At 61.1% G+C, this 18,088-nt stretch carries 15 protein-coding genes; 4 read left to right on the forward strand and 11 right to left on the reverse strand.

Annotation, left to right across the window (positions count from 1 at the left end; genetic code table 11):
- Nucleotides 1-25 precede the first annotated feature (25 nt).
- The 11 genes from ACIP8I_RS07125 to ACIP8I_RS07175 form a co-directional block, all read right to left on the reverse strand.
- Complete coding sequence (locus tag ACIP8I_RS07125) at nucleotides 26-1,048, reverse strand: HAD family hydrolase (protein ID WP_400759798.1); 1,023 nt, start codon at nucleotides 1,046-1,048, stop codon at nucleotides 26-28.
- A complete protein-coding gene (locus ACIP8I_RS07130) occupies nucleotides 1,045-2,478 on the reverse strand; it encodes a hypothetical protein (protein WP_400759801.1) in 1,434 nt (477 codons plus the stop codon). The genes ACIP8I_RS07125 and ACIP8I_RS07130 overlap by 4 nt, the downstream gene beginning before the upstream one ends.
- Entirely contained in the window at nucleotides 2,475-4,055 is a 1,581-nt protein-coding gene (locus ACIP8I_RS07135) for a VWA domain-containing protein (protein WP_400759803.1), read from the reverse strand. Before ACIP8I_RS07135 ends, ACIP8I_RS07130 begins: the two co-directional genes overlap by 4 nt.
- Before the next feature lies 1 nt (nucleotide 4,056).
- On the reverse strand, nucleotides 4,057-5,049 hold the full coding sequence (locus ACIP8I_RS07140) for a vWA domain-containing protein (protein WP_400759805.1): 993 nt from the start codon (nucleotides 5,047-5,049) through the stop codon (nucleotides 4,057-4,059).
- Nucleotides 5,036-5,635, reverse strand: coding sequence for a DUF4381 domain-containing protein (locus ACIP8I_RS07145; protein ID WP_400759808.1), 600 nt, complete (start codon nucleotides 5,633-5,635; stop codon nucleotides 5,036-5,038). The genes ACIP8I_RS07140 and ACIP8I_RS07145 overlap by 14 nt, the downstream gene beginning before the upstream one ends.
- The gene (locus ACIP8I_RS07150; protein ID WP_400759810.1) at nucleotides 5,632-6,567 is read right to left on the reverse strand and encodes a DUF58 domain-containing protein; all 936 of its coding nucleotides are present in this window, start codon (nucleotides 6,565-6,567) and stop codon (nucleotides 5,632-5,634) included. The genes ACIP8I_RS07145 and ACIP8I_RS07150 overlap by 4 nt, the downstream gene beginning before the upstream one ends.
- Nucleotides 6,564-7,544, reverse strand: coding sequence for a MoxR family ATPase (locus ACIP8I_RS07155; protein ID WP_095135538.1), 981 nt, complete (start codon nucleotides 7,542-7,544; stop codon nucleotides 6,564-6,566). Before ACIP8I_RS07155 ends, ACIP8I_RS07150 begins: the two co-directional genes overlap by 4 nt.
- 22 nt (nucleotides 7,545-7,566) lie before the next feature.
- Nucleotides 7,567-8,517, reverse strand: a complete 951-nt coding sequence (locus ACIP8I_RS07160; RefSeq protein WP_400759813.1) for a transporter — start codon at nucleotides 8,515-8,517, stop codon at nucleotides 7,567-7,569.
- Between the two features lie 12 nt (nucleotides 8,518-8,529).
- Nucleotides 8,530-9,942: a DUF1254 domain-containing protein gene (locus ACIP8I_RS07165; RefSeq protein WP_400759815.1), complete on the reverse strand. Its 1,413-nt coding sequence runs from the start codon at nucleotides 9,940-9,942 to the stop codon at nucleotides 8,530-8,532.
- A 10-nt stretch (nucleotides 9,943-9,952) separates the two neighbouring features.
- A complete protein-coding gene (locus tag ACIP8I_RS07170; RefSeq protein WP_400759817.1) occupies nucleotides 9,953-10,744 on the reverse strand; it encodes a hypothetical protein in 792 nt (263 codons plus the stop codon).
- Nucleotides 10,745-11,083: 339 nt separating this feature from the next.
- Nucleotides 11,084-11,509, reverse strand: a complete 426-nt coding sequence (locus ACIP8I_RS07175) for a YciI family protein (protein WP_007969181.1) — start codon at nucleotides 11,507-11,509, stop codon at nucleotides 11,084-11,086.
- An 846-nt stretch (nucleotides 11,510-12,355) separates the two neighbouring features.
- Here ACIP8I_RS07175 and ACIP8I_RS07180 point away from each other — a divergent pair.
- The 4 genes from ACIP8I_RS07180 (at nucleotide 12,356) to ACIP8I_RS07195 (ending at nucleotide 18,044) form a co-directional block, all read left to right on the forward strand.
- Complete coding sequence (locus ACIP8I_RS07180) at nucleotides 12,356-12,757, forward strand: hypothetical protein (protein ID WP_400759818.1); 402 nt, start codon at nucleotides 12,356-12,358, stop codon at nucleotides 12,755-12,757.
- Nucleotides 12,758-12,968: 211 nt separating this feature from the next.
- Nucleotides 12,969-13,469 carry a thiol peroxidase gene (tpx, locus tag ACIP8I_RS07185; RefSeq protein ID WP_400759821.1) on the forward strand — a complete coding sequence of 167 codons (501 nt, stop codon included), beginning with the start codon at nucleotides 12,969-12,971 and terminating at the stop codon, nucleotides 13,467-13,469.
- Between the two features lie 175 nt (nucleotides 13,470-13,644).
- A complete protein-coding gene (locus ACIP8I_RS07190) occupies nucleotides 13,645-14,952 on the forward strand; it encodes an MdtA/MuxA family multidrug efflux RND transporter periplasmic adaptor subunit (protein ID WP_400759823.1) in 1,308 nt (435 codons plus the stop codon).
- Nucleotides 14,949-18,044 carry an MdtB/MuxB family multidrug efflux RND transporter permease subunit gene (locus ACIP8I_RS07195; RefSeq protein ID WP_400759825.1) on the forward strand — a complete coding sequence of 1,032 codons (3,096 nt, stop codon included), beginning with the start codon at nucleotides 14,949-14,951 and terminating at the stop codon, nucleotides 18,042-18,044. The genes ACIP8I_RS07190 and ACIP8I_RS07195 overlap by 4 nt, the downstream gene beginning before the upstream one ends.
- Nucleotides 18,045-18,088: the final 44 nt, after the last annotated feature.

Genomic DNA, 18,088 nt, shown 5'->3' on the forward strand with positions numbered 1-18,088 from the left:
TTGCAGTCCTGCATCACGTTTTTTCTTATTGCACCTGCCCGGTTGCCGGTGGATCGAACGGGTAGATCCGGCGCCACTCGGTCGCCATGTCCACCACGGTCCAGCCACGGGAATTCGCTTCGTCGAGGGCTTTGTCGAGTCGCCCGATATCGGATTTTCGGTCGTAGGCCCACTCGCGCTTCGCGTCGGTGTGGTGCACCAGACCCATGAAGCGTTTGCCGGGGCCGGCGGCGGTCCACTGCAGCATCTGCAGGTCGCCGTCGGAATTGCCGAACGCGAGGATCGGCCGTTTGCCGATCACTGCATCAATGCTCTCCGGTTTGCCCGGGCCGTCGTCGTTGTGTGCCAGTTTCCGGGTGCGCAGGATCGAGGCCTGGCCGTCCTTGAACTGGAACGCGGTGACGAACGTGGTGCCGATCACCTGTTCCGGCGGGATGCCGTAGACCTTCTCGGCGAAGGCGCGCATGAACGCGGTGTCGCCGCCCGAGACGATGTAGGTCTTGAAGTCCTGGCTGCGCAGGTAGTCGAGCATTTCCAGCATCGGCTGGAAGATCATTTCGGTGTAGGGCTTGCCGGTTTTCGGATGCCGCGCCTGGCTCAGCCAGGTCTTGGCGTAATCGTCGAAAGCCTCGGTGGTCATGCCGGTGTGGGTGGCGCCGAAGATCTTGATAATGCCGTCCATGCCGGCGGCGGCCAGTGCCTGGTGATCATTTTCCAGCACGGCTTTGAATGGCTGGGTGGTTTGCCACTCCGGGTGCTGCGGCGCATTGCGCTTGACCTCGTCGAGGGCGAACAGCAACTCGAAATACATCGGCTGCTCGCTCCACAGGGTGCCGTCGTTATCGAACACCGCGATGCGCTCGGCGGGTTTGACGAAGTCTTTGCCAGACTGGTCGGTGACGGCTTGCACAAACTCGATGATGTTTTTTTTGGCCGGGCCGTCGTTCCATGACGGCAGGGGTTCCGTGGCCTGGGCCAGCAGTGGTACTGCCAGCGCCAACCACAGTGCAAGGCTGAAACGTTGACGGTGCGGCGGCGGGTTGGTCATGGGAATTCCCTTTCCTGAGCGAGGTTGAGCGGGCGCAGGGCCGATGCCGGTTTGTGCGCCTGTTGTTCGGCCTGACTGTGAAGCGTAGTCAACGATTCACGCAGTTGAGCAAGTGTTTGTGCAGTCTGCGGATCACGTCCGTAAAGTCCGCGCAACAAGCCTTGCAGGCGCGGGCCTGTATTCACCAGTTGCAGCCCGAGCCGACTGCGCCGCAGCCACAGATACAAGGCGCTCAACTGCGCCGGTTCAGCCTGCAGTTGCGGGTTGATCTGCTGCCAGGCGAACTCCGCCGATTGCTCCCAGGCCAGTTGCCGCGCGTGCTTGCGCGCCTGCCATTGATGCCGGGCACGCAGCAGGGCAGGACGCAGCCAATAACCGACGCCGATGCAGACGGCGAGCAGCGCCAGCCACAGCAACCAGCGCGTGGAAAAGTGCGGGTTGTTGCGGCCGAGCTGCCGGAGATCGTCGGTGATCGAAAACACCGGTTTGTAGGCGCTGTTGGCTGTGGCTGCGAAGGTCACGGCCGGTACTTGCGCAGTTCGGCTCTGCTGCGTTTTCACGTCCCACCATTTCACCGCGATGGCTGGCAGGGTGTAGGCGCCAGCCTTGTCGATGCGGTAGATGACGGCGTCGATCCGCTGACCACCGAGCACGTTGCCGCGACCGTCATCCAAACGAGTGACTTGTGGGGGCTGCGGATAACGACTCAGACCGGCCACGTCACCCAGTGGCGGAACCGGCAGGGCCATCGCCAGTGCGCCATCGGCCTGCAGAGTCAGTTGGCGGGTAACGCTGTCGCCGGTTTTCAACGGGTTTGTCGAGTTGATCAGGCTTTGGCTCAGGCGCACATCGCTGGCCACCAGCGGCGTTTCTCCGGGTTTGAAGCCGGGTGGCTGGGCGGCGCTGAAGTGCAACGGTTGGCTTTGCGCGCTGAGCGGGGTGGTGGCCTGACCCGGTGTCGCACTCACCGCCAACGGCGGAATGTCGAAGCGGCGGGCGACATTCGGGGTGATCAGGTAGCTGTAGCGCAAGCCGCTGAAGGATTGTCCGTCGATGGTCTGATTCAGGTGTTGAGCCTGGCCGTCCGGCGGCGTGACCAGGGCGCCATCGAGTTTCAGCTCGGGCAGGGTGGCAGCGCTGGTGAACCAGGTATCGGTGAGCACGTCGACTTGCAACTCGACCAGCCCGCCGACCATCGCGCCTTCGGCGGGTTGCAGGTGGGCCTGGATTTTCAGTTGGGGTTCGGCGGCAGAGGCAGTCAGGCTGAGCAAGCCGGTCATGAGCAAGGTGCAGATTTTTTTGCTGGCAGATCTGGCCTCATCGCTGGCAAGCCAGCTCCCACAGGGGGTGTCTGTGTTTTCGCCAATCGAGTTAACAGCGCAAAACCTTGTGGGAGCTGGCTTGCCAGCGATGAAGCCAACCCGGTTCATGGCCTGGCCCCCGACTGATCCTGCAAACTGAATTTCTGCTTGAGAAACTTCGCCGGCGAGGTGCTCAGGTTCTGCAACCACAACGCATCGGACGTCGCCTGTTCGGTCTCGACCTTTTTGCTTTGGCCCTTGCCCGGCGCCTTGTCGAATTTCACTTCGTCCGGTTTGGTCTCGGGGGCGTTCTTTTCGGCGCTGTCGGTGTCCTTGAGCAACGCCTGCGCCAGCGCCAGATTGGCCGTGGCTTCGGGGAATTGCGGTTGCCGCTGCAAGGCTTGGGTGTAGGCGGCGATCGCCTGATCGAACTTGAAGCGCCGCACGTAAATGTTGCCCAGGTAAAACCACGCTTGCGCCGTGTCCAGCCGGGCAAAGGTCGCCAGTGCGAGGTCGTAATCTGCTGCGTGATAGGCCGCCACGCCTTTCCAGTACGGATCGACAAACAGCGCCGCTGCTTGCGGCCAATGCTCATGTTCGACAGCCCAGCGTCCTTGCTGATCGCGGGTGAAAAACGCGTCGGTCAGTGCACTGGCCTGGGCGGGGGCGGCAGGCCAGCCAAGGCTTGTGGCCAACAGCAGCGCCGGTACCCAGTTGACGCTCCAGCCCTTGCGCACACCGAGCAGCGCCAACAATAGAAGCGGCCAGCACAGCCAGTAACCGGCGTCCTTCCAGTGCAATTGCTGCTGTTCGGCGCTGGCACTCTGGAAATGTTGTTGGGCATGCAACTCGATCCAGTCCAGATCATCGTCGTCGAGGGTGAGGCTGCCCAGCGGCGCGTCGAGGGCGGCGGCCAATTGCTTGAGTGCCGCCGGATCGAAACGGCCGAGCAGCGGGCGCCCGTTGCTGTCGACTGCCGGCTGGCCGTTGGCGCCCTGAATCACCCCGCCGTCCGCGTTGCCGACCGCCAATACCAACACTTGTAATTGGCTGCCTTTGAGTCGCTGGTCGAGGTCATCAAGTTGCGTGGTGTCAGCGCCGTCGGTGATCAACAGCAGGCTGCCCGGAGTGTTCTCGGCGCTGAGCAGGCGCTTGGCCTGCTCGATGACGGCGCTAACGTCCTTGCCGGGTTTGTCGATGAGGTCTGTGCCCAGCGCCTGAATGAAGGTGTCGAGTAGCGCCGGATCGTCAGTCGGCGGCAACACCAGATGCGCGCTGCCGGCATAAGCGATCAGCGCGGTGCGCGCGCCGGCGCGACGCTGGATCAGGTCATGCAGTTTGTTTTTGACCGCTTGCAGGCGCGTCGGTGGTACGTCACTGGCGTCCATCGATGGCGACAGATCCACGGCGACGATCAGCGATGCTCGATTGTCCAGAAAGTCCGGGCGATCCTGCTCCCAGGTCGGCCCGGCGGCGGCAATGGCGCCAATTACCAGCACCGCGCATAGCCAGTGCACCGGGCGCAGGTGCTGATGATCCGTTGGCGTGACCAGCAGATGCGGCAGCAAGTGTGCGGCGATGTTACTGCGCAGCCGCCGCTGCAAGTCGCGGCTGCGGCGCCAGAGCAGTGGCAGCAGCGCGGCGAACAGTGCGAGCAGCAGCCACAGCGGACGCAAAAAGTGCAACTCACTGAGATTGATCTCCATCTCAGGCCTCCCGCCGCTGGCGGGCCAGCGCCAGGCGCGGGCGCAGCAGGGCACCGAGGTGATACAGCGCCAACAGCGTCAGCGCCGCGCCCAGCGGCCAATGAAACAACTCGCGTTGCGGCTGATGGCTGAGGGTTTTCACCTGATGCGGGGTGAGGCGGTCGAGAGTGCTGTAGACCTGATCCAGCGCCGTGCGGTCTTCGGCGCGGAAAAACTGCCCGCCTGTGGTCTGGGCGATCTGTTGCAGCCCGCGCAGATTGACCTGCGCCTCGCCGGACGCCGTCGGGTCGCCAATGCCGATGGTGTGAATGACCACGCCCTTGTTGGCGGCCATTTCCGCGGCGTGATCGGGAGTGATCGCGCTGCTGGTGTCATTGCCGTCGGTGAGCAGGATCAGCACCTTTTGCTGTTCGTGCGCCTGATCGAGCAGCTTCAGGCTCAAACCGATGGCATCACCGATGGCGGTGTTCGGCCCGGCCATGCCGATGCCGGTGTCGGCCAGCAACAGCGAGAGGCTGCCGTGATCGAGGGTCAGCGGCGCCTGCGGATAAGCGCCGCTGCCGAACACGATCAGGCCGATGCGGTCATCCTTGCGCTTGTCGATGAAGCCTTGCACCACCTCTTTGACGGCGGCGAGGCGATTGATTTTCTGGCCGCTGGCGTTGGTGAAGTCTGCGGTTTCCATCGATTGCGAGAGGTCGATGGCGAGCATCAGGTCGCGCACCGGTTGCTGGTGTTCGATGGGGTTTTCGACGAACACCGGGCGCGCGGCGGCAAGCAGGATCAACGTCCACACCAACATATTCAGCAGCAGTTGCCAGTGGTTCTGACGATTGCCAACCCGGCTCGGCGCTTCCCCGACCGCACGACTCATGGCGCCGAAAAACGGCACGCGCACGGCGCTGCGCGCTTCCTGATACGCCGGCAGGTACCGGAAGGCCAGCCACGGCAGCGGCAGCAGGAACAGCAGCCACGGGTAATCAAGCTGCCACATGGTGCTGCTCCACCCAATGTTGGCAGGTGTCAAACAGCGCCTGACGCTGCTCGGCGGGGAGGGCGCGCAGGGTGGCGTCGGGGGCGTAGGCGAGCTGGGCGAGTTGGGCGCTGAAGTCGTCGGGCAGCCTGGTTTTACTGTGCTGCTGCAGAAACGCCTGCCAATCCGCTCTCCCCAACGCCGCAGGACTCTGTAGGAGTGAGCCTGCTCGCGATAGCGTCTTCAGATTCAACATCTTCATCGACTGATCCGACGCTATCGCGAGCAGGCTCACTCCTACATTGATCGCATTCCTGTTTCGCGATTGGGTTGGCATCGACAGGGCCACGCGTTTGAGCAACTCGGGCAACTCGCGCAGGGCATTGAGGTCATCACTGCGGCTGCGTAACTGCGCCAGACGCGTCAGGCCCTCGCGGCGATAAGCGTCCCTGTGCCATTGCCGATAACGCCGCACGCCAACCATCAACGCCAGCACAACCAACAACGCCAACAACAGCCACCAGCCCCAGGTCTGCGGCGCATAACTGACCGGCGCGGGCAGGCTCAGCTCCTTGAGCTGGCTGATGTCGGGAATCGTCGGATTCATCGCCGCGGGCCGGCAGACTTGCCAAGCTCGGCGCGCAATTGCGCGTGGGCCTCTTCGGCGGTGCTGAACATCATCAGCGGCACCTGACTGCGACGCAGCAGGGTGGCGACATCCTTGAGCCGGCCACCGAGATAATCACCCAAAGGCTGATGCACGCTGCGTTTCTCGACAGCCAGTTCCACCTGCAATTGGCCTTGGGTGACCAGCAGCCGGCCATCGCTCGGCAGCTTCAAGGCCAGTGGGTCGTAGACTTGCAGGGCGATCACGTCGTTGTGCGCGCGCAGTTGCCGCATCAACTGCAAGGTACGTTCACCGGCTCCAGCGAAGTCGCTGACAATGCAGATCAGATGGTCGTGACCAGCCAACGCCAGGCAACGCTGCAAGGCCTTGTCCAGTTGGTCCTCGTCTTCGGCGTCGGGATTGGCCGCGTTCAGCGCCTGATTCTGTTGCGCCACGCGGCTGAGCAGGGCTTCGACCCGTTTGCGGCTGCGCAGCGGCGCGATGCTGTCGATGCGTTGATCATTGAATACCAGACCGCCGACCCGGTCACCGGCGTTGAACACCATCCACGCCGCCAGCGCCGCCAGTTCAGCGGCGAGGGCGGATTTGAAACTGCGTCGGGAGCCGAAGAACATCGACATGCGCTGATCGACCACGATCAATGCCGGGCGATCGCGTTCTTCAGTAAAAGTGCGTACCACCGGTTTGCCGGTGCGCAGCGAGGCGCGCCAGTCAAGGTGGCGTAAATCGTCGCCGGGTTGATAGCGGCGCAACTCATCGAAGTTCAAGCCACGGCCACGCAGGCGCGAAGCATGTTTGCCGGCCAGGATGCTGCCCTGGGGCTGACGCGCGAGCAAACTCAGGTCACGGGCCTTGAATTCCAGCGCCATCAATTGCGCCAGAGACACGTAGACCAGACCCTCCGTGTTCATGCCGGAATCGCCACTTTATCCAGCAAGCGGTCGAGCACCTGATCGGCAGTCACGCCATCCGCGACCGCGTCGTAGCTCAATTGCAGGCGATGACGCAGCACCGGATGCACCACGGCGCGCACGTTATCCGGCGAGACGAAATCCTGGCCCTGCAACCACGCATCGGCCCGCGCACAACGATCCAGGCCGATGCCGCCACGGGGACTGGCACCGATGCTGATCCAGCGTCCGAGGTCTTCGTCGTAATCGGCCGGGTGGCGAGTGGCGTTGATCAGGTCGATCAGATAGCGGTCGATGGCTGGTGATACGTGCACCGCGCTGACCTCCTTGCGCGCAGCGAAGATCACTTCCTGTGACAGGCTGAAGCCCTTGCCCGGCGCGGTGTTCGCGCCCTGGGCAAATTCTTCGGCGCGCAACAGGCGCAGCACCTGACTTTCGTTGTCGGCGCTGGGGTAATCCAGCAGCACTTTCATCAGGAACCGGTCCATCTGCGCTTCCGGCAAGGGATAAGTGCCTTCCTGCTCGATCGGGTTCTGTGTGGCGACCACAATGAACAGCTCCGGTAGCACATGACTGGTGCCGGCCACGGTAATCTGCCGTTCCTCCATGGCTTCCAGCAGCGCCGCCTGGACCTTGGCCGGGGCGCGGTTGATCTCGTCAGCGAGGATCAGATTGCCGAACAGCGGGCCTGGCTGGAAGCGGATCTCGTTCTGCCCGGCGACCTGATGCAGCACTTCGGCGCCGGTGATGTCCGAGGGCAGCAAGTCGGGGGTGAACTGGATGCGGCTCATTTTCGCGTCAAGGTGCGTGGCCAGCGCCTTGACCGTGCGCGTCTTGGCCAGCCCCGGCAGGCTTTCCAGGAGCAAATGCCCGTTGGCCAGCAGGCCGAGGAGGATCTGCCGAATGACCTGATCCTGGCCGAGTACGGCTTCGGCGATACTCGCTTGCAGGGCATTGAGGTCGGTGAGTGCGGTCATGGGACAGTCCTTTGTGGCCGGTCTAGAAAAATGCCAGGGTCATGTTGACGGCAATCCCGTTGCCTTCGGGGCGGTTCTTGGTGTCGAACTCTGGCACCCAGCGCGCGCTGATGTTGGCCTGGGCGTCGGCGAATTTTCCGGCCCAGGCGACCACCGGCCCGGCGCCGACCGAGCGGCCACGGAAGCCATTCAGGCTGTCGGCGGTCTGCCCCTTGTCGTCGGTGACTTGCTGGATATAGCCGGCTGCCAGGCCGGCGCTCCAGCCACTGCCGAAGCCGTGAGTCCACAAGGCATCGAGGGTGAAGATGTTGCCGTTGCGGTAATCGGTGGCGGTGTTTTCGGTGTAGAACTCCAGGCCACTGGACAGAGTGAACTCGCCACCCTTGCCGTCCAGATGGGTGAAGGCCACGGTGGGCATGAACGTGTAATTGTTCTGCCCGGGGTTGGCCAGGCGATTGTCGTTGTAGGCGCCGGTCGGCACGTAGATCGGCAGGGAGAACGCGATGTGGTTCAACTCATCGAAGTGGTAGCCGGCGGCAATCGGCGTGACCAGCGCGTCGGCGAACTGGGTCCCGGAATCGCTGGTGCCGAGGGTGCGTCCGCGCGGGCCGGTGATCGCCGCGTCAATGTCGGTGTACTGCACTGGAACGCCGACTGCCGAGGCAAAGTTCCATGGGCCTTTGCCGGTGTCCCAGATGTGCGTCAGGTTGGTCATGGTGTAGGAGACTTTCATGTCGATCCCGGCACTGACCTCACCGGAAATCGGCGCGCCGCGACTGCCCTTGAGCGATCCGTCGTACCAGATGCTGGTGACCGAGACGACCCAGCCCGGCTCTGGCGGGATGATCCCGGCGTTGGAGTACACCTGTTGCCCGGTGATCGGCCGGCCCACGCCACCTTCGGCTGCATAGAGTTGAGTACTGCCGATCATGCACAGCGCCAGCAGCGGACGCACAACGTAAGGCTTGACCATCACTGGCTCCGTTTATTGTTTTGAGTTGACCGGGTTGAGCAGGGGCATCTTCCACTCGCCGCTGGCCACTTCCGGTTTCGGCAGGTACAGGCGCAACACGCCGTAGAACGGTCCGTTCGGTGCCGGCAGCCAGTTGGCCTGCTTGTCCTTGCCGGGATTGTCGTGCTGCACGTAGAGGGTCAGTCCGCCGTCGGCATCGAGCTTCAAGTCGGGCAGCATCCGCGAATTGATCAGGTAGCGATTGAGCGGGTTGGCCACCAGCAATTTGCTCTTGCCGTCATACATGGTCAGCGACCAGAAGGCGTCGGCCGGGGGCAGGGCGCCTTTGTCGAAATGCAGGGTGTAGTCGTGTTTCGCTGCGTCGGCCGGCTGGCCGTCCTTATCGACGAAATAGCCGATGTAATTCGCCTCTTCGGCAGAGTTGCCGAAGATGCCCATGTTGGCGCCGGCGTAGCGATACAGGTAATTGCCCTTGAGGTGATCGCGGGTGCCGAACAGGTCACCGCTGCTGATTTCGTGCGTGTCGACCTTGTCTTTCTTGAACGCGGCGAATTCGGCCTTGGCGTCACTGATGCCGTCTTCGAGGGCCTTGCGTTGCTCGGCGCTGAGCTTTTTCAGGTCGAATGACTGACCGGCACCGATGCCGATTTTGGCGAAGCGTGCGAGCAGGTCTTTTTCGACATCCTGCGGCGGGGTAAAGGCGAGCATGAAGTTCAGGTAGCGGAACAGCTCCGGGGTTTCGCTCATGGTCGGCGTCGGTTTCGGCCAACTGACTTTTGGCGCCGGCGCCGGGGCCTTCTGTTTTACGTAGTGGCTCAGCGGCTCGACCTTGTAGCCTTTCTGGATCTGCTTGACCTTGCCCAGATCTTTTTCGTCGAACAGCTGCGTGCGGTACAGCGCGTAGGCGATGTTGCTTTCGCTGCGCACCAGCCGGTCGATGTTGATCGGTTGCTGACCCTGCCAGTCAGGCCCGGCGATCATGAAGTGGCCACCGTTATTACCGGTGCTGCGGGTGCCCAGGTAAGCGAAGTTCTGCGTGTAGGCGTCGATCAGTTGCACCGAGTAGTAACGGTGTTCTTCGATCGGCGGCAAGGTCAGGATCAACGGCTCGCTGCGCAGATCCATCCAGACGAACGAGTAGGGCGTGTCGGCGTTCGGCGTGACGAACGCGGTGTCCTTGGCGGTGAAGGCCTTGGCGGTGTTGCCGATCTGGTTGAACGGTGCCTTGAAGTTTGGGCTCTTGCTGTCCACGGCCTGGGTGTACAGAGTCTTGTACATTTCCACTATCGGGAAGCCATAGAGGTAGGCGTCCCTGGCGATGCCTCGGGCTTCTTCGGGGCTGGCGCTGAAACCCTGAGCACCGACGCCGCAGCTGGCGAACAGGGTCATCAGGCTGAAACCGGCAGCGCGTAAAGCGATGTGCATGGCGATGTCCTTATTTTCCGAACGTCACGTTGATCCCCGCGAACAGGGTGAATTGCGGCACGCCGTCGCCTTTGCGTTCGACGGTCCATTGCGGTTCGAGAAAGGCGTTGAGAATGTTGCTGCCGGACTTCCAGACCTTGCCCGCACCCAGCCCGATCGGGATGTAATGGGTGTTGTTCTTCAGGTCGAAAGTCCAGGTGCCGGTGGAGCGCAGATACCAGCCTTTTTCCAGGTTATGGATGATGAACGGCTGCAGGGTTGCGGTTTCGACGTGGGCACGGTCGTGGTCGCCGGCAAACGAACTCTGGTATTGCACCAGCGCACCGAGCAGGCCACGCGGTGACGAATCGATCGCTACCGCAGCGAGGCCGGCCTGCCATTTACCGGTGCCCAATTCATCCTCGGCAGCGGTCGGCGCGGTGATCTGCGGGCCGATGCCCAACTGCACGCCGTCGGTCTTGAGCAGGAAAATGTCGAACAGATTGAGATCGCCGATGCCGGTGCTGTAGCCGCCGTGCGGATCGGGGCGGGTGCTGATCGGCATGGTTGCGCGCAACAACTGCGGCACGCCGATGAAATCGTTGGGCGCAATCGGCAACGTGCCGCGCAGCAAAGCATCGTTGGTGTGCATGTTGCTGTCGAACAGTTTGGGCGTGTAGTAATCCTGCAGGTTGGCGCCGGGCGCCAGGTTCAGCGGATTGTTGCTTTTGTTGGCCTCCTCGGCGTTATTCGCCAAGGCACAAACCACAGGCGCCAGCAAACTCGCCAGCAGCAAGGCGTGAATCCCCAATTTTTTCGACATGATCCCCGTTTCCCTGGTGGCTACTGCATGGACGACCCGGCACTTCTCGGCCGTTGGCCGTAATTCCTTTCTTAATCAAGCCTGTAGGACACGTCTGAATGACGCTAGCAGCTAATCGGGAGTTAGCCAGTCGAAGGGATTAATTCTTTGGTTTTGTGTACGGCTTCGCAGTCGAGTGGTGAACTGTTCAATCAAATGTGTGTTGTCAGTGCTGACGCTTTCGCGGGCAAGCCACGCTCCCACAGGTATTGAAGCGTTCACAAATCCTGTGACCGACTCGATACCTGTGGGAGCGTGGCTTGCCCGCGATGGCAATTTCAAATTCAACCCGGCATGGGATCAGGCATTTTTCTTTGCTTGCTCGCGAACACGCTCTTCCTGCGCCCGTGCTTCGGGGGTGAACTCGGCGCCAAAATCCTCGGCAGAGAAAATCTGGCGGATTTCGATATCAGAGTCGCCCGGCATCGGGTTCGGGCAGCGCTTGACCCATTCGATGGCTTCTTCCTTCGATTTCACTTCCCAGATCCAGTACCCGGCCACCAACTCCTTGGTCTCGATGAACGGGCCGTCAGTGACCGTGCGTTTGTCGCCGGAGAAATGCACGCGGGCGCCTTTGCTGCTCGGGTGCAGGCCATCGGCGTCGATGAGGATGCCGGCCTTGACCAGTTCTTCGTTGAAGTTGCCCATGGCGGTGATCAGCTCTTCACTGGGCATGATGCCGGCTTCGGAATCGGCGCTGGCTTTGACAAGGATCATGAATCGCATGGTGGTTTCTCCAGGGAATGGGGTTGATTCACTGCTTAGTCGAACGGGCGGGGCGTGAATCGACAGGTCTCTGAATAAAAGATGCAGTCCGGCGTTTTAACAATCGCAATCCGACACACTGCAACTGCCAATGTAAGAGCTGCCGCAAGCTGCGATCTTTGCTCCTGTCGTTAAAAACCAACATCAAAAAATTACAGCCTTCGGCAGCTCCCAGTGCGTATTTCAATTCAGGATGTTTAAAAATTGTTTCGATTTTGCGGAACGTTCCCACAAGGTTTTCAGGTTGTCCGTCGGACGTCGGGTCTCTAGCCTGTGTTCGTCGCTGCCAATTCAGCGACCGGGACTGGAAACCCCGATGGGTATTAGTGGCGCGTACACGCCTTTCATAACGTATCCTTGCGCACTTCGAATGTGTGCACTCCGTTATGGCGGCTGTGCGCGGGGGACCTTCGGGTCGTCCGGGTCGCCGCTGCCCGGGTTTCCAACCTGCGTACAGCTGCCACCTCTTCGTCCGGAAACCGAAGGGGTCAGCTCCGACTATTCAGTGGAGTTACACCTATCATCCGACTACGAATAACTGCACAACCGTGACAATTGCAGGAGCAAAGGTTTCGGGAAAGTCAATTGTGCAGAACCCGGCGAAATTCAATGAGATGCGAGGTCTTTCTTTCATCGAAAGACAGGCAGCGCGTACGCAAAGTAGTCCGAAGGACGGTATTTTCATGCCTGCGGATTTACAAGCCATGCTCGAAGCGAATACCGAGGCCCCCTGTGATAAGAAAAATGTTTACAAATAGGTGTATTGGCCTATGGCTGGCGGCAGTTTCATCCGTCAATGCGATTTTTTTGGCTTTTCTGATTTTTGGCGATATTGAGAAAGCGCCCAATATGAAAATGATCAAGAGCAAAGAACCGTTGCTGATTGAAGGGCCGAATGGCGACGAGAATTACTATGTCCTGCCTTTGGGTACAACCCTTTATCACGATAAAAGCTTTCCTGAAGGGCATGACCGTTATGTGGTGTATCTCAATCATAAAGGTGCAATTGCACACGAAGAAGTACCCATGAAGCCTGAGTATGGCGGTTCATTTATAGACCCGCTCTGGCTGACCAATGTTGATGAGGAAACCTTGAAAGAAATTTTCAAACGGTTTCCGCTCTCCAAAACCGATATTGCCGCTGCTATCAAGGCCAATGAAATAACCAAGGATGATCTAGCCGACATCATCCGATCCATGCCCGACTGACCAATTCTTTTAGCTGTCGGTGAAACGAAGCTGTGATCTTTTGATCTTGATGAAAAGATCGCAGCCTGCGGCAGCTCCTACAGGCGGGTTGTATACAATTTTTTGCGCAGGCCCCTGACAATTTTCAGTCAGGGCATAGGTCGTCGGACAATTTCGTGGTTAACTTCGGCCTCTTGCATGCTCAATAACCACGTTAAGAAGGACTAAAGTCATGGCTCAAGTCACCCTCAAAGGCAACCCGGTTCAAGTCAACGGCCAGTTGCCACAAGCCGGTTCCAAGGCGCCAGCCTTTTCCCTGGTTGCCGGCAATCTGTCCGACGTTACCCTGAAAGACTTTGCCGGCAAGCGCAAAGTGCTGAACATCTTCCCAAGCGTTGATACCCCGACCTGCGCCACTTCGGTACGCAAGTTCAACGCTCAGGCCAACGAACTGGCCAACACCGTGGTGCTGTGCATCTCGGCTGACCTGCCATTCGCTCAGGCACGCTTCTGCGGCGCCGAAGGTCTGGAAAACGTGCAGAGCCTGTCGACCCTGCGCGGTGCCGAATTCATCGAAAACTACGGCGTAGCCATCGCTGACGGCCCGCTCAAAGGCCTGACCGCCCGTGCCGTGGTGGTGCTGGACGAGAACGACAACGTGCTGCACAGCGAGCTGGTCAAGGAAATCGCTGAAGAGCCGAACTACGACGCAGCACTCGCCGTTCTGAAATAAGCGCTTTTACAATTGTTAACGGCCTGGCCCTGTCCAGGCCGTTTTCATTTGTGTATCAGTGTTTTGCCTCACACCTTGAAACGTAAGTTGAAGGTAAATTGCCGGTAAAGCTGCTTTGCTTAAATCCGATCAGTGCTTATCGTTCAGCCTCCCGTAAAAGAAGCCCACGCGCCCAATGGTTAATCAATCCATGCAATCGTCCCCTCGCAACTCCCGTCGCTGGCTGATCAGCCTGCTCGTCCTGTTGGTCATCGCCGTCCTGTGCTGGAAATTCTGGCCCGCCGGTTCGGCCCACAAGGAGGGCGCCGACAAGGCGGCGAGCGGTCATGCCGGACGTTCGGGGATGATGCGGCCGGGCTTCGGCGGCGCGGCCGGGCCGATTCCGGTGCGTGTGGCCCCGGCGGTCACGGGCGACTTCCCGCTGTATTACAAGGCGCTGGGCACGGTGACCGCGCTCAACACCATCAACGTGCGCAGCCGGGTCGGCGGCGAACTGGTGAAGATCAACTTCGAGGAAGGGCAGATGGTCAAGGCCGGCGACCTGCTGGCAGAGATCGATCCGCGCCCGTACCAGAACGCCTTGCTCCAGGCTGAAGGCACCTTGCTGCAGAATCAGGCGCAGTTGAAAAACGCTCAGGTCGACGTCGAACGTTATCGCGGCCTGTTCAAGGAAGACAGTATCGCCAAACAGACCCTGGACACTGCCGAGGCGCTGGTCGGGCAGTATCTGGGCACGGTCAAGACCAATCAGGCGGCGGTCAACGACGCCAAGCTCAATCTCGAATTTACCAAGATCCGCGCACCGATCGCCGGTCGCGTCGGTCTGCGTCAGGTCGACGTCGGCAACCTCGTCGCGGCCAATGACACCACGTTCCTCGCGGTGATCACCCAGACCCAGCCGATCAGCGTGGTCTTCACCCTGCCGGAAAACAGCCTCGAAACCGTGCTTGCCCGCTACCACAGTGGCGCGAAACTGCCGGCCGAAGCGTGGGATCGCGGCGACACGAAAATCCAGGCCAGCGGCGTGCTGCAAAGCCTCGACAACCAGATCGACGTCGCCACCGGCACCCTGAAATTCAAGGCCCGTTACGATAACCGTGACCAGTCGCTGTTCCCCAATCAGTTCGTTAATGTGCACCTGCTGGCCGACACCCTGAAAGGCGTGGTACTGGCACCGTCGGCGGCGATTCAGTTCGGCACCAACGGCACCTTCGTTTATGCGTTGGACGGCGACAAGAAAGTCACCATCCGCCAGTTGAAGATCGGCGCCAGTGACGGCAACAACACCGTGATCACCGAAGGCCTGGCCGCAGGCGATCGTGTGGTGCTGGAAGGTACAGATCGCCTGAAGGAAGGCAGCGAAGTAGAAGTGGTCAACGACAGCAATGACGTGCCGACCACCCCGACCGGGCACCTGCAGGGCAAACCCGCCGCCAGTGCGCCGGACGCTACCGCGGCTGACAAGGCCAAGAAGGGCGCATGAACATTTCGCGGCTGTTCATTCTCCGTCCGGTAGCCACCACCCTGAGCATGCTGGCCATTGTGCTGGCCGGCCTGATTGCCTATCGCCTGCTGCCGGTTTCGGCATTGCCGCAGGTCGATTATCCGACCATCCGCGTCATGACCCTGTACCCCGGCGCCAGTCCGGACGTGATGACCAGTGCCGTCACCGCGCCGCTCGAGCGTCAGTTCGGGCAGATGCCGGGCCTGACGCAAATGGCCTCGACCAGTTCCGGCGGCGCTTCGGTGCTGACCCTGCGTTTCAGCCTTGACATCAACATGGACGTCGCCGAACAGCAGGTGCAAGCCGCAATCAACGCCGCGACCAATCTGCTGCCGACCGACTTGCCGGCGCCGCCGGTGTACAACAAGGTCAACCCGGCGGACACCCCGGTGCTGACCCTGGCGATCACCTCTAAAACCATGCTCCTGCCAAAACTCAATGATCTGGTCGATACGCGCATGGCGCAGAAGATCGCCCAGATCAGCGGCGTCGGCATGGTCAGCATTGCCGGCGGTCAGCGGCAGGCGGTGCGGATCAAAGTCAACCCGGAAGCACTGGCGGCCAACAGCCTGAACCTGGAAGACGTGCGCACCCTGATCGGCGCGTCCAACGTCAATCAGCCCAAGGGCAACTTCGACGGCCCGACCCGGGTCTCGATGCTCGACGCCAACGATCAGCTGACGTCGCCCAAGGACTACGCCAACCTGATTCTTGCCTACAAGAACGGCGCGCCGCTGCGCCTGAAGGATGTGGCGGAAATCGTCGACGGCGCCGAGAACGAACGCCTGGCCGCGTGGGCCAACCAGAATCAGGCAGTGCTGCTCAATATCCAGCGTCAGCCGGGTGCCAACGTCATCGAGGTAGTCGACCGGATCAAGGCACTGCTGCCGAGCATCACCGACAACCTGCCGGCCGGCCTCGACGTTACCGTGCTCACCGACCGCACCCAGACCATCCGCGCCTCGGTCACCGACGTGCAGCACGAACTGCTGATCGCCATTGCACTGGTGGTGATGGTGACGTTCCTGTTCCTGCGCCGTGCCAGCGCAACCATCATCCCTTCGGTGGCCGTGCCGCTGTCGCTGATCGGTACGTTTGGCGTGATGTACCTGGCCGGGTTCTCGGTCAACAACCTGACCTTGATGGCGCTGACCATCGCCACCGGTTTTGTGGTCGACGATGCGATCGTGATGCTGGAGAACATCGCGCGTTTCATCGAGGAGGGTGACAGCCCGATGCAGGCGGCGCTCAAAGGCGCGAAGCAGATCGGCTTCACCCTGATCTCCCTGACCCTGTCGCTGATCGCGGTACTGATTCCGCTGCTGTTCATGGCTGACGTGGTCGGGCGACTGTTCCGCGAGTTCGCCATCACTCTGGCGGTGGCGATCCTGATTTCGCTGGTGGTCTCGCTGACCCTGACGCCGATGATGTGCGCACGGCTGCTCAAACGTGAGCCGGAAGCCCACGAACAGGGCCGCTTCTACCGGGCCAGTGGCGCGGTCATCGACTGGATGATCGCCGCGTACGGGCGCAAGTTGCAGTGGGTACTCAAACACCAGCCGCTGACCCTGTTGGTGGCCATCGCTACGCTGGCGCTGACCGTGTTTCTTTATATGGTGGTGCCCAAGGGCTTCTTCCCGGTGCAGGACACCGGGGTGATCCAGGGCATCTCCGAAGCGCCGCAGTCGATTTCCTTCGCGGCCATGGGCGAGCGCCAGCAGGCGCTGGCCAAGGTGATTCTCGAAGATCCGGCGGTGGAGAGCCTGTCGTCCTACATCGGCGTCGACGGCGACAACGCCACGCTCAACAGCGGTCGCCTGCTGATCAACCTCAAGCCCCACGGCCAGCGTGACCTGAGCGCCACCGAAGTGATCGCGCGCCTGCAACCGCAACTGGACAAACTGGTCGGCATCCGCCTGTTCATGCAGCCGGTGCAGGATTTGACCATCGAGGATCGAGTCAGCCGTACCCAGTACCAATTCAGTATGTCCTCGCCGGATTCTGAACTGCTCAGCCAGTGGAGCGGGCGTCTGGTCGAGGCACTGGCCCAGCGTCCGGAGCTGACCGACGTTGCCAGCGATTTGCAGGACAAGGGTTTGCAGGTCTATCTGGTGATCGACCGCGATGCGGCGTCGCGCCTCGGTGTTTCGGTGCAGAACATCACCGATGCGCTGTACGACGCCTTCGGCCAGCGGCAGATCTCGACCATTTACACCCAGGCCAGCCAGTACCGCGTGGTGCTGCAGGCGCAGGCCGGGGAGAAGATCGGCCCGGCGGCGCTGGATCAGATTCACGTCAAGACCACTGACGGTGCGCAAGTGCGTCTGTCGAGCCTGGCCCATGTCGAGGAACGTCAGGCGCAACTGGCAATCACCCACATCGGCCAGTTCCCCGCCGTGATGATGTCGTTCAACCTCGCACCCGGCGTGGCGCTGGGGCATGCGGTGGACATCATCGAACAGGTGCAGCAGGACATCGGCATGCCGATTGGCGTGCAGACCCAGTTCCAGGGCGCGGCCGAAGCATTCCAGGCATCGCTGTCGAGCACCTTGCTGCTGATTCTGGCGGCGGTAGTGACCATGTACATCGTACTCGGCGTGCTTTACGAGAGTTACATCCACCCGATCACCATCCTGTCGACCCTGCCGTCGGCGGCGGTGGGCGCCTTGCTCGCGCTGCTGCTCAGCGGCAATGACCTGGGCATGATCGCGATCATTGGCATCATCCTGTTGATCGGTATCGTCAAGAAGAACGCGATCATGATGATCGACTTCGCCCTCGATGCCGAACGCACCCAAGGCATGGCGCCGGAGCAGGCGATCTATCAGGCGGCGCTGCTGCGCTTCCGGCCGATTTTGATGACTACGCTGGCGGCACTGTTCGGCGCGGTGCCGTTGATGCTCGCCACCGGTTCCGGGGCTGAATTGCGTCAGCCACTGGGTCTGGTGATGGTCGGCGGCTTGCTGGTGAGCCAGGTACTGACTCTGTTCACCACGCCGGTGATCTACCTGTATTTCGACCGCCTCGGCCGGCGCTTTGGCAAAACCGATGCCGAAGAGGTATCGGTATGACTGTCCGTACACATATCCCTTGTAGGAGTGAGCCTGCTCGCGAT

Origin of the sequence: Pseudomonas sp. NPDC088414, assembly GCF_044753325.1 — a bacterium.
Taxonomy (GTDB): Bacteria; Pseudomonadota; Gammaproteobacteria; order Pseudomonadales; family Pseudomonadaceae; genus Aquipseudomonas.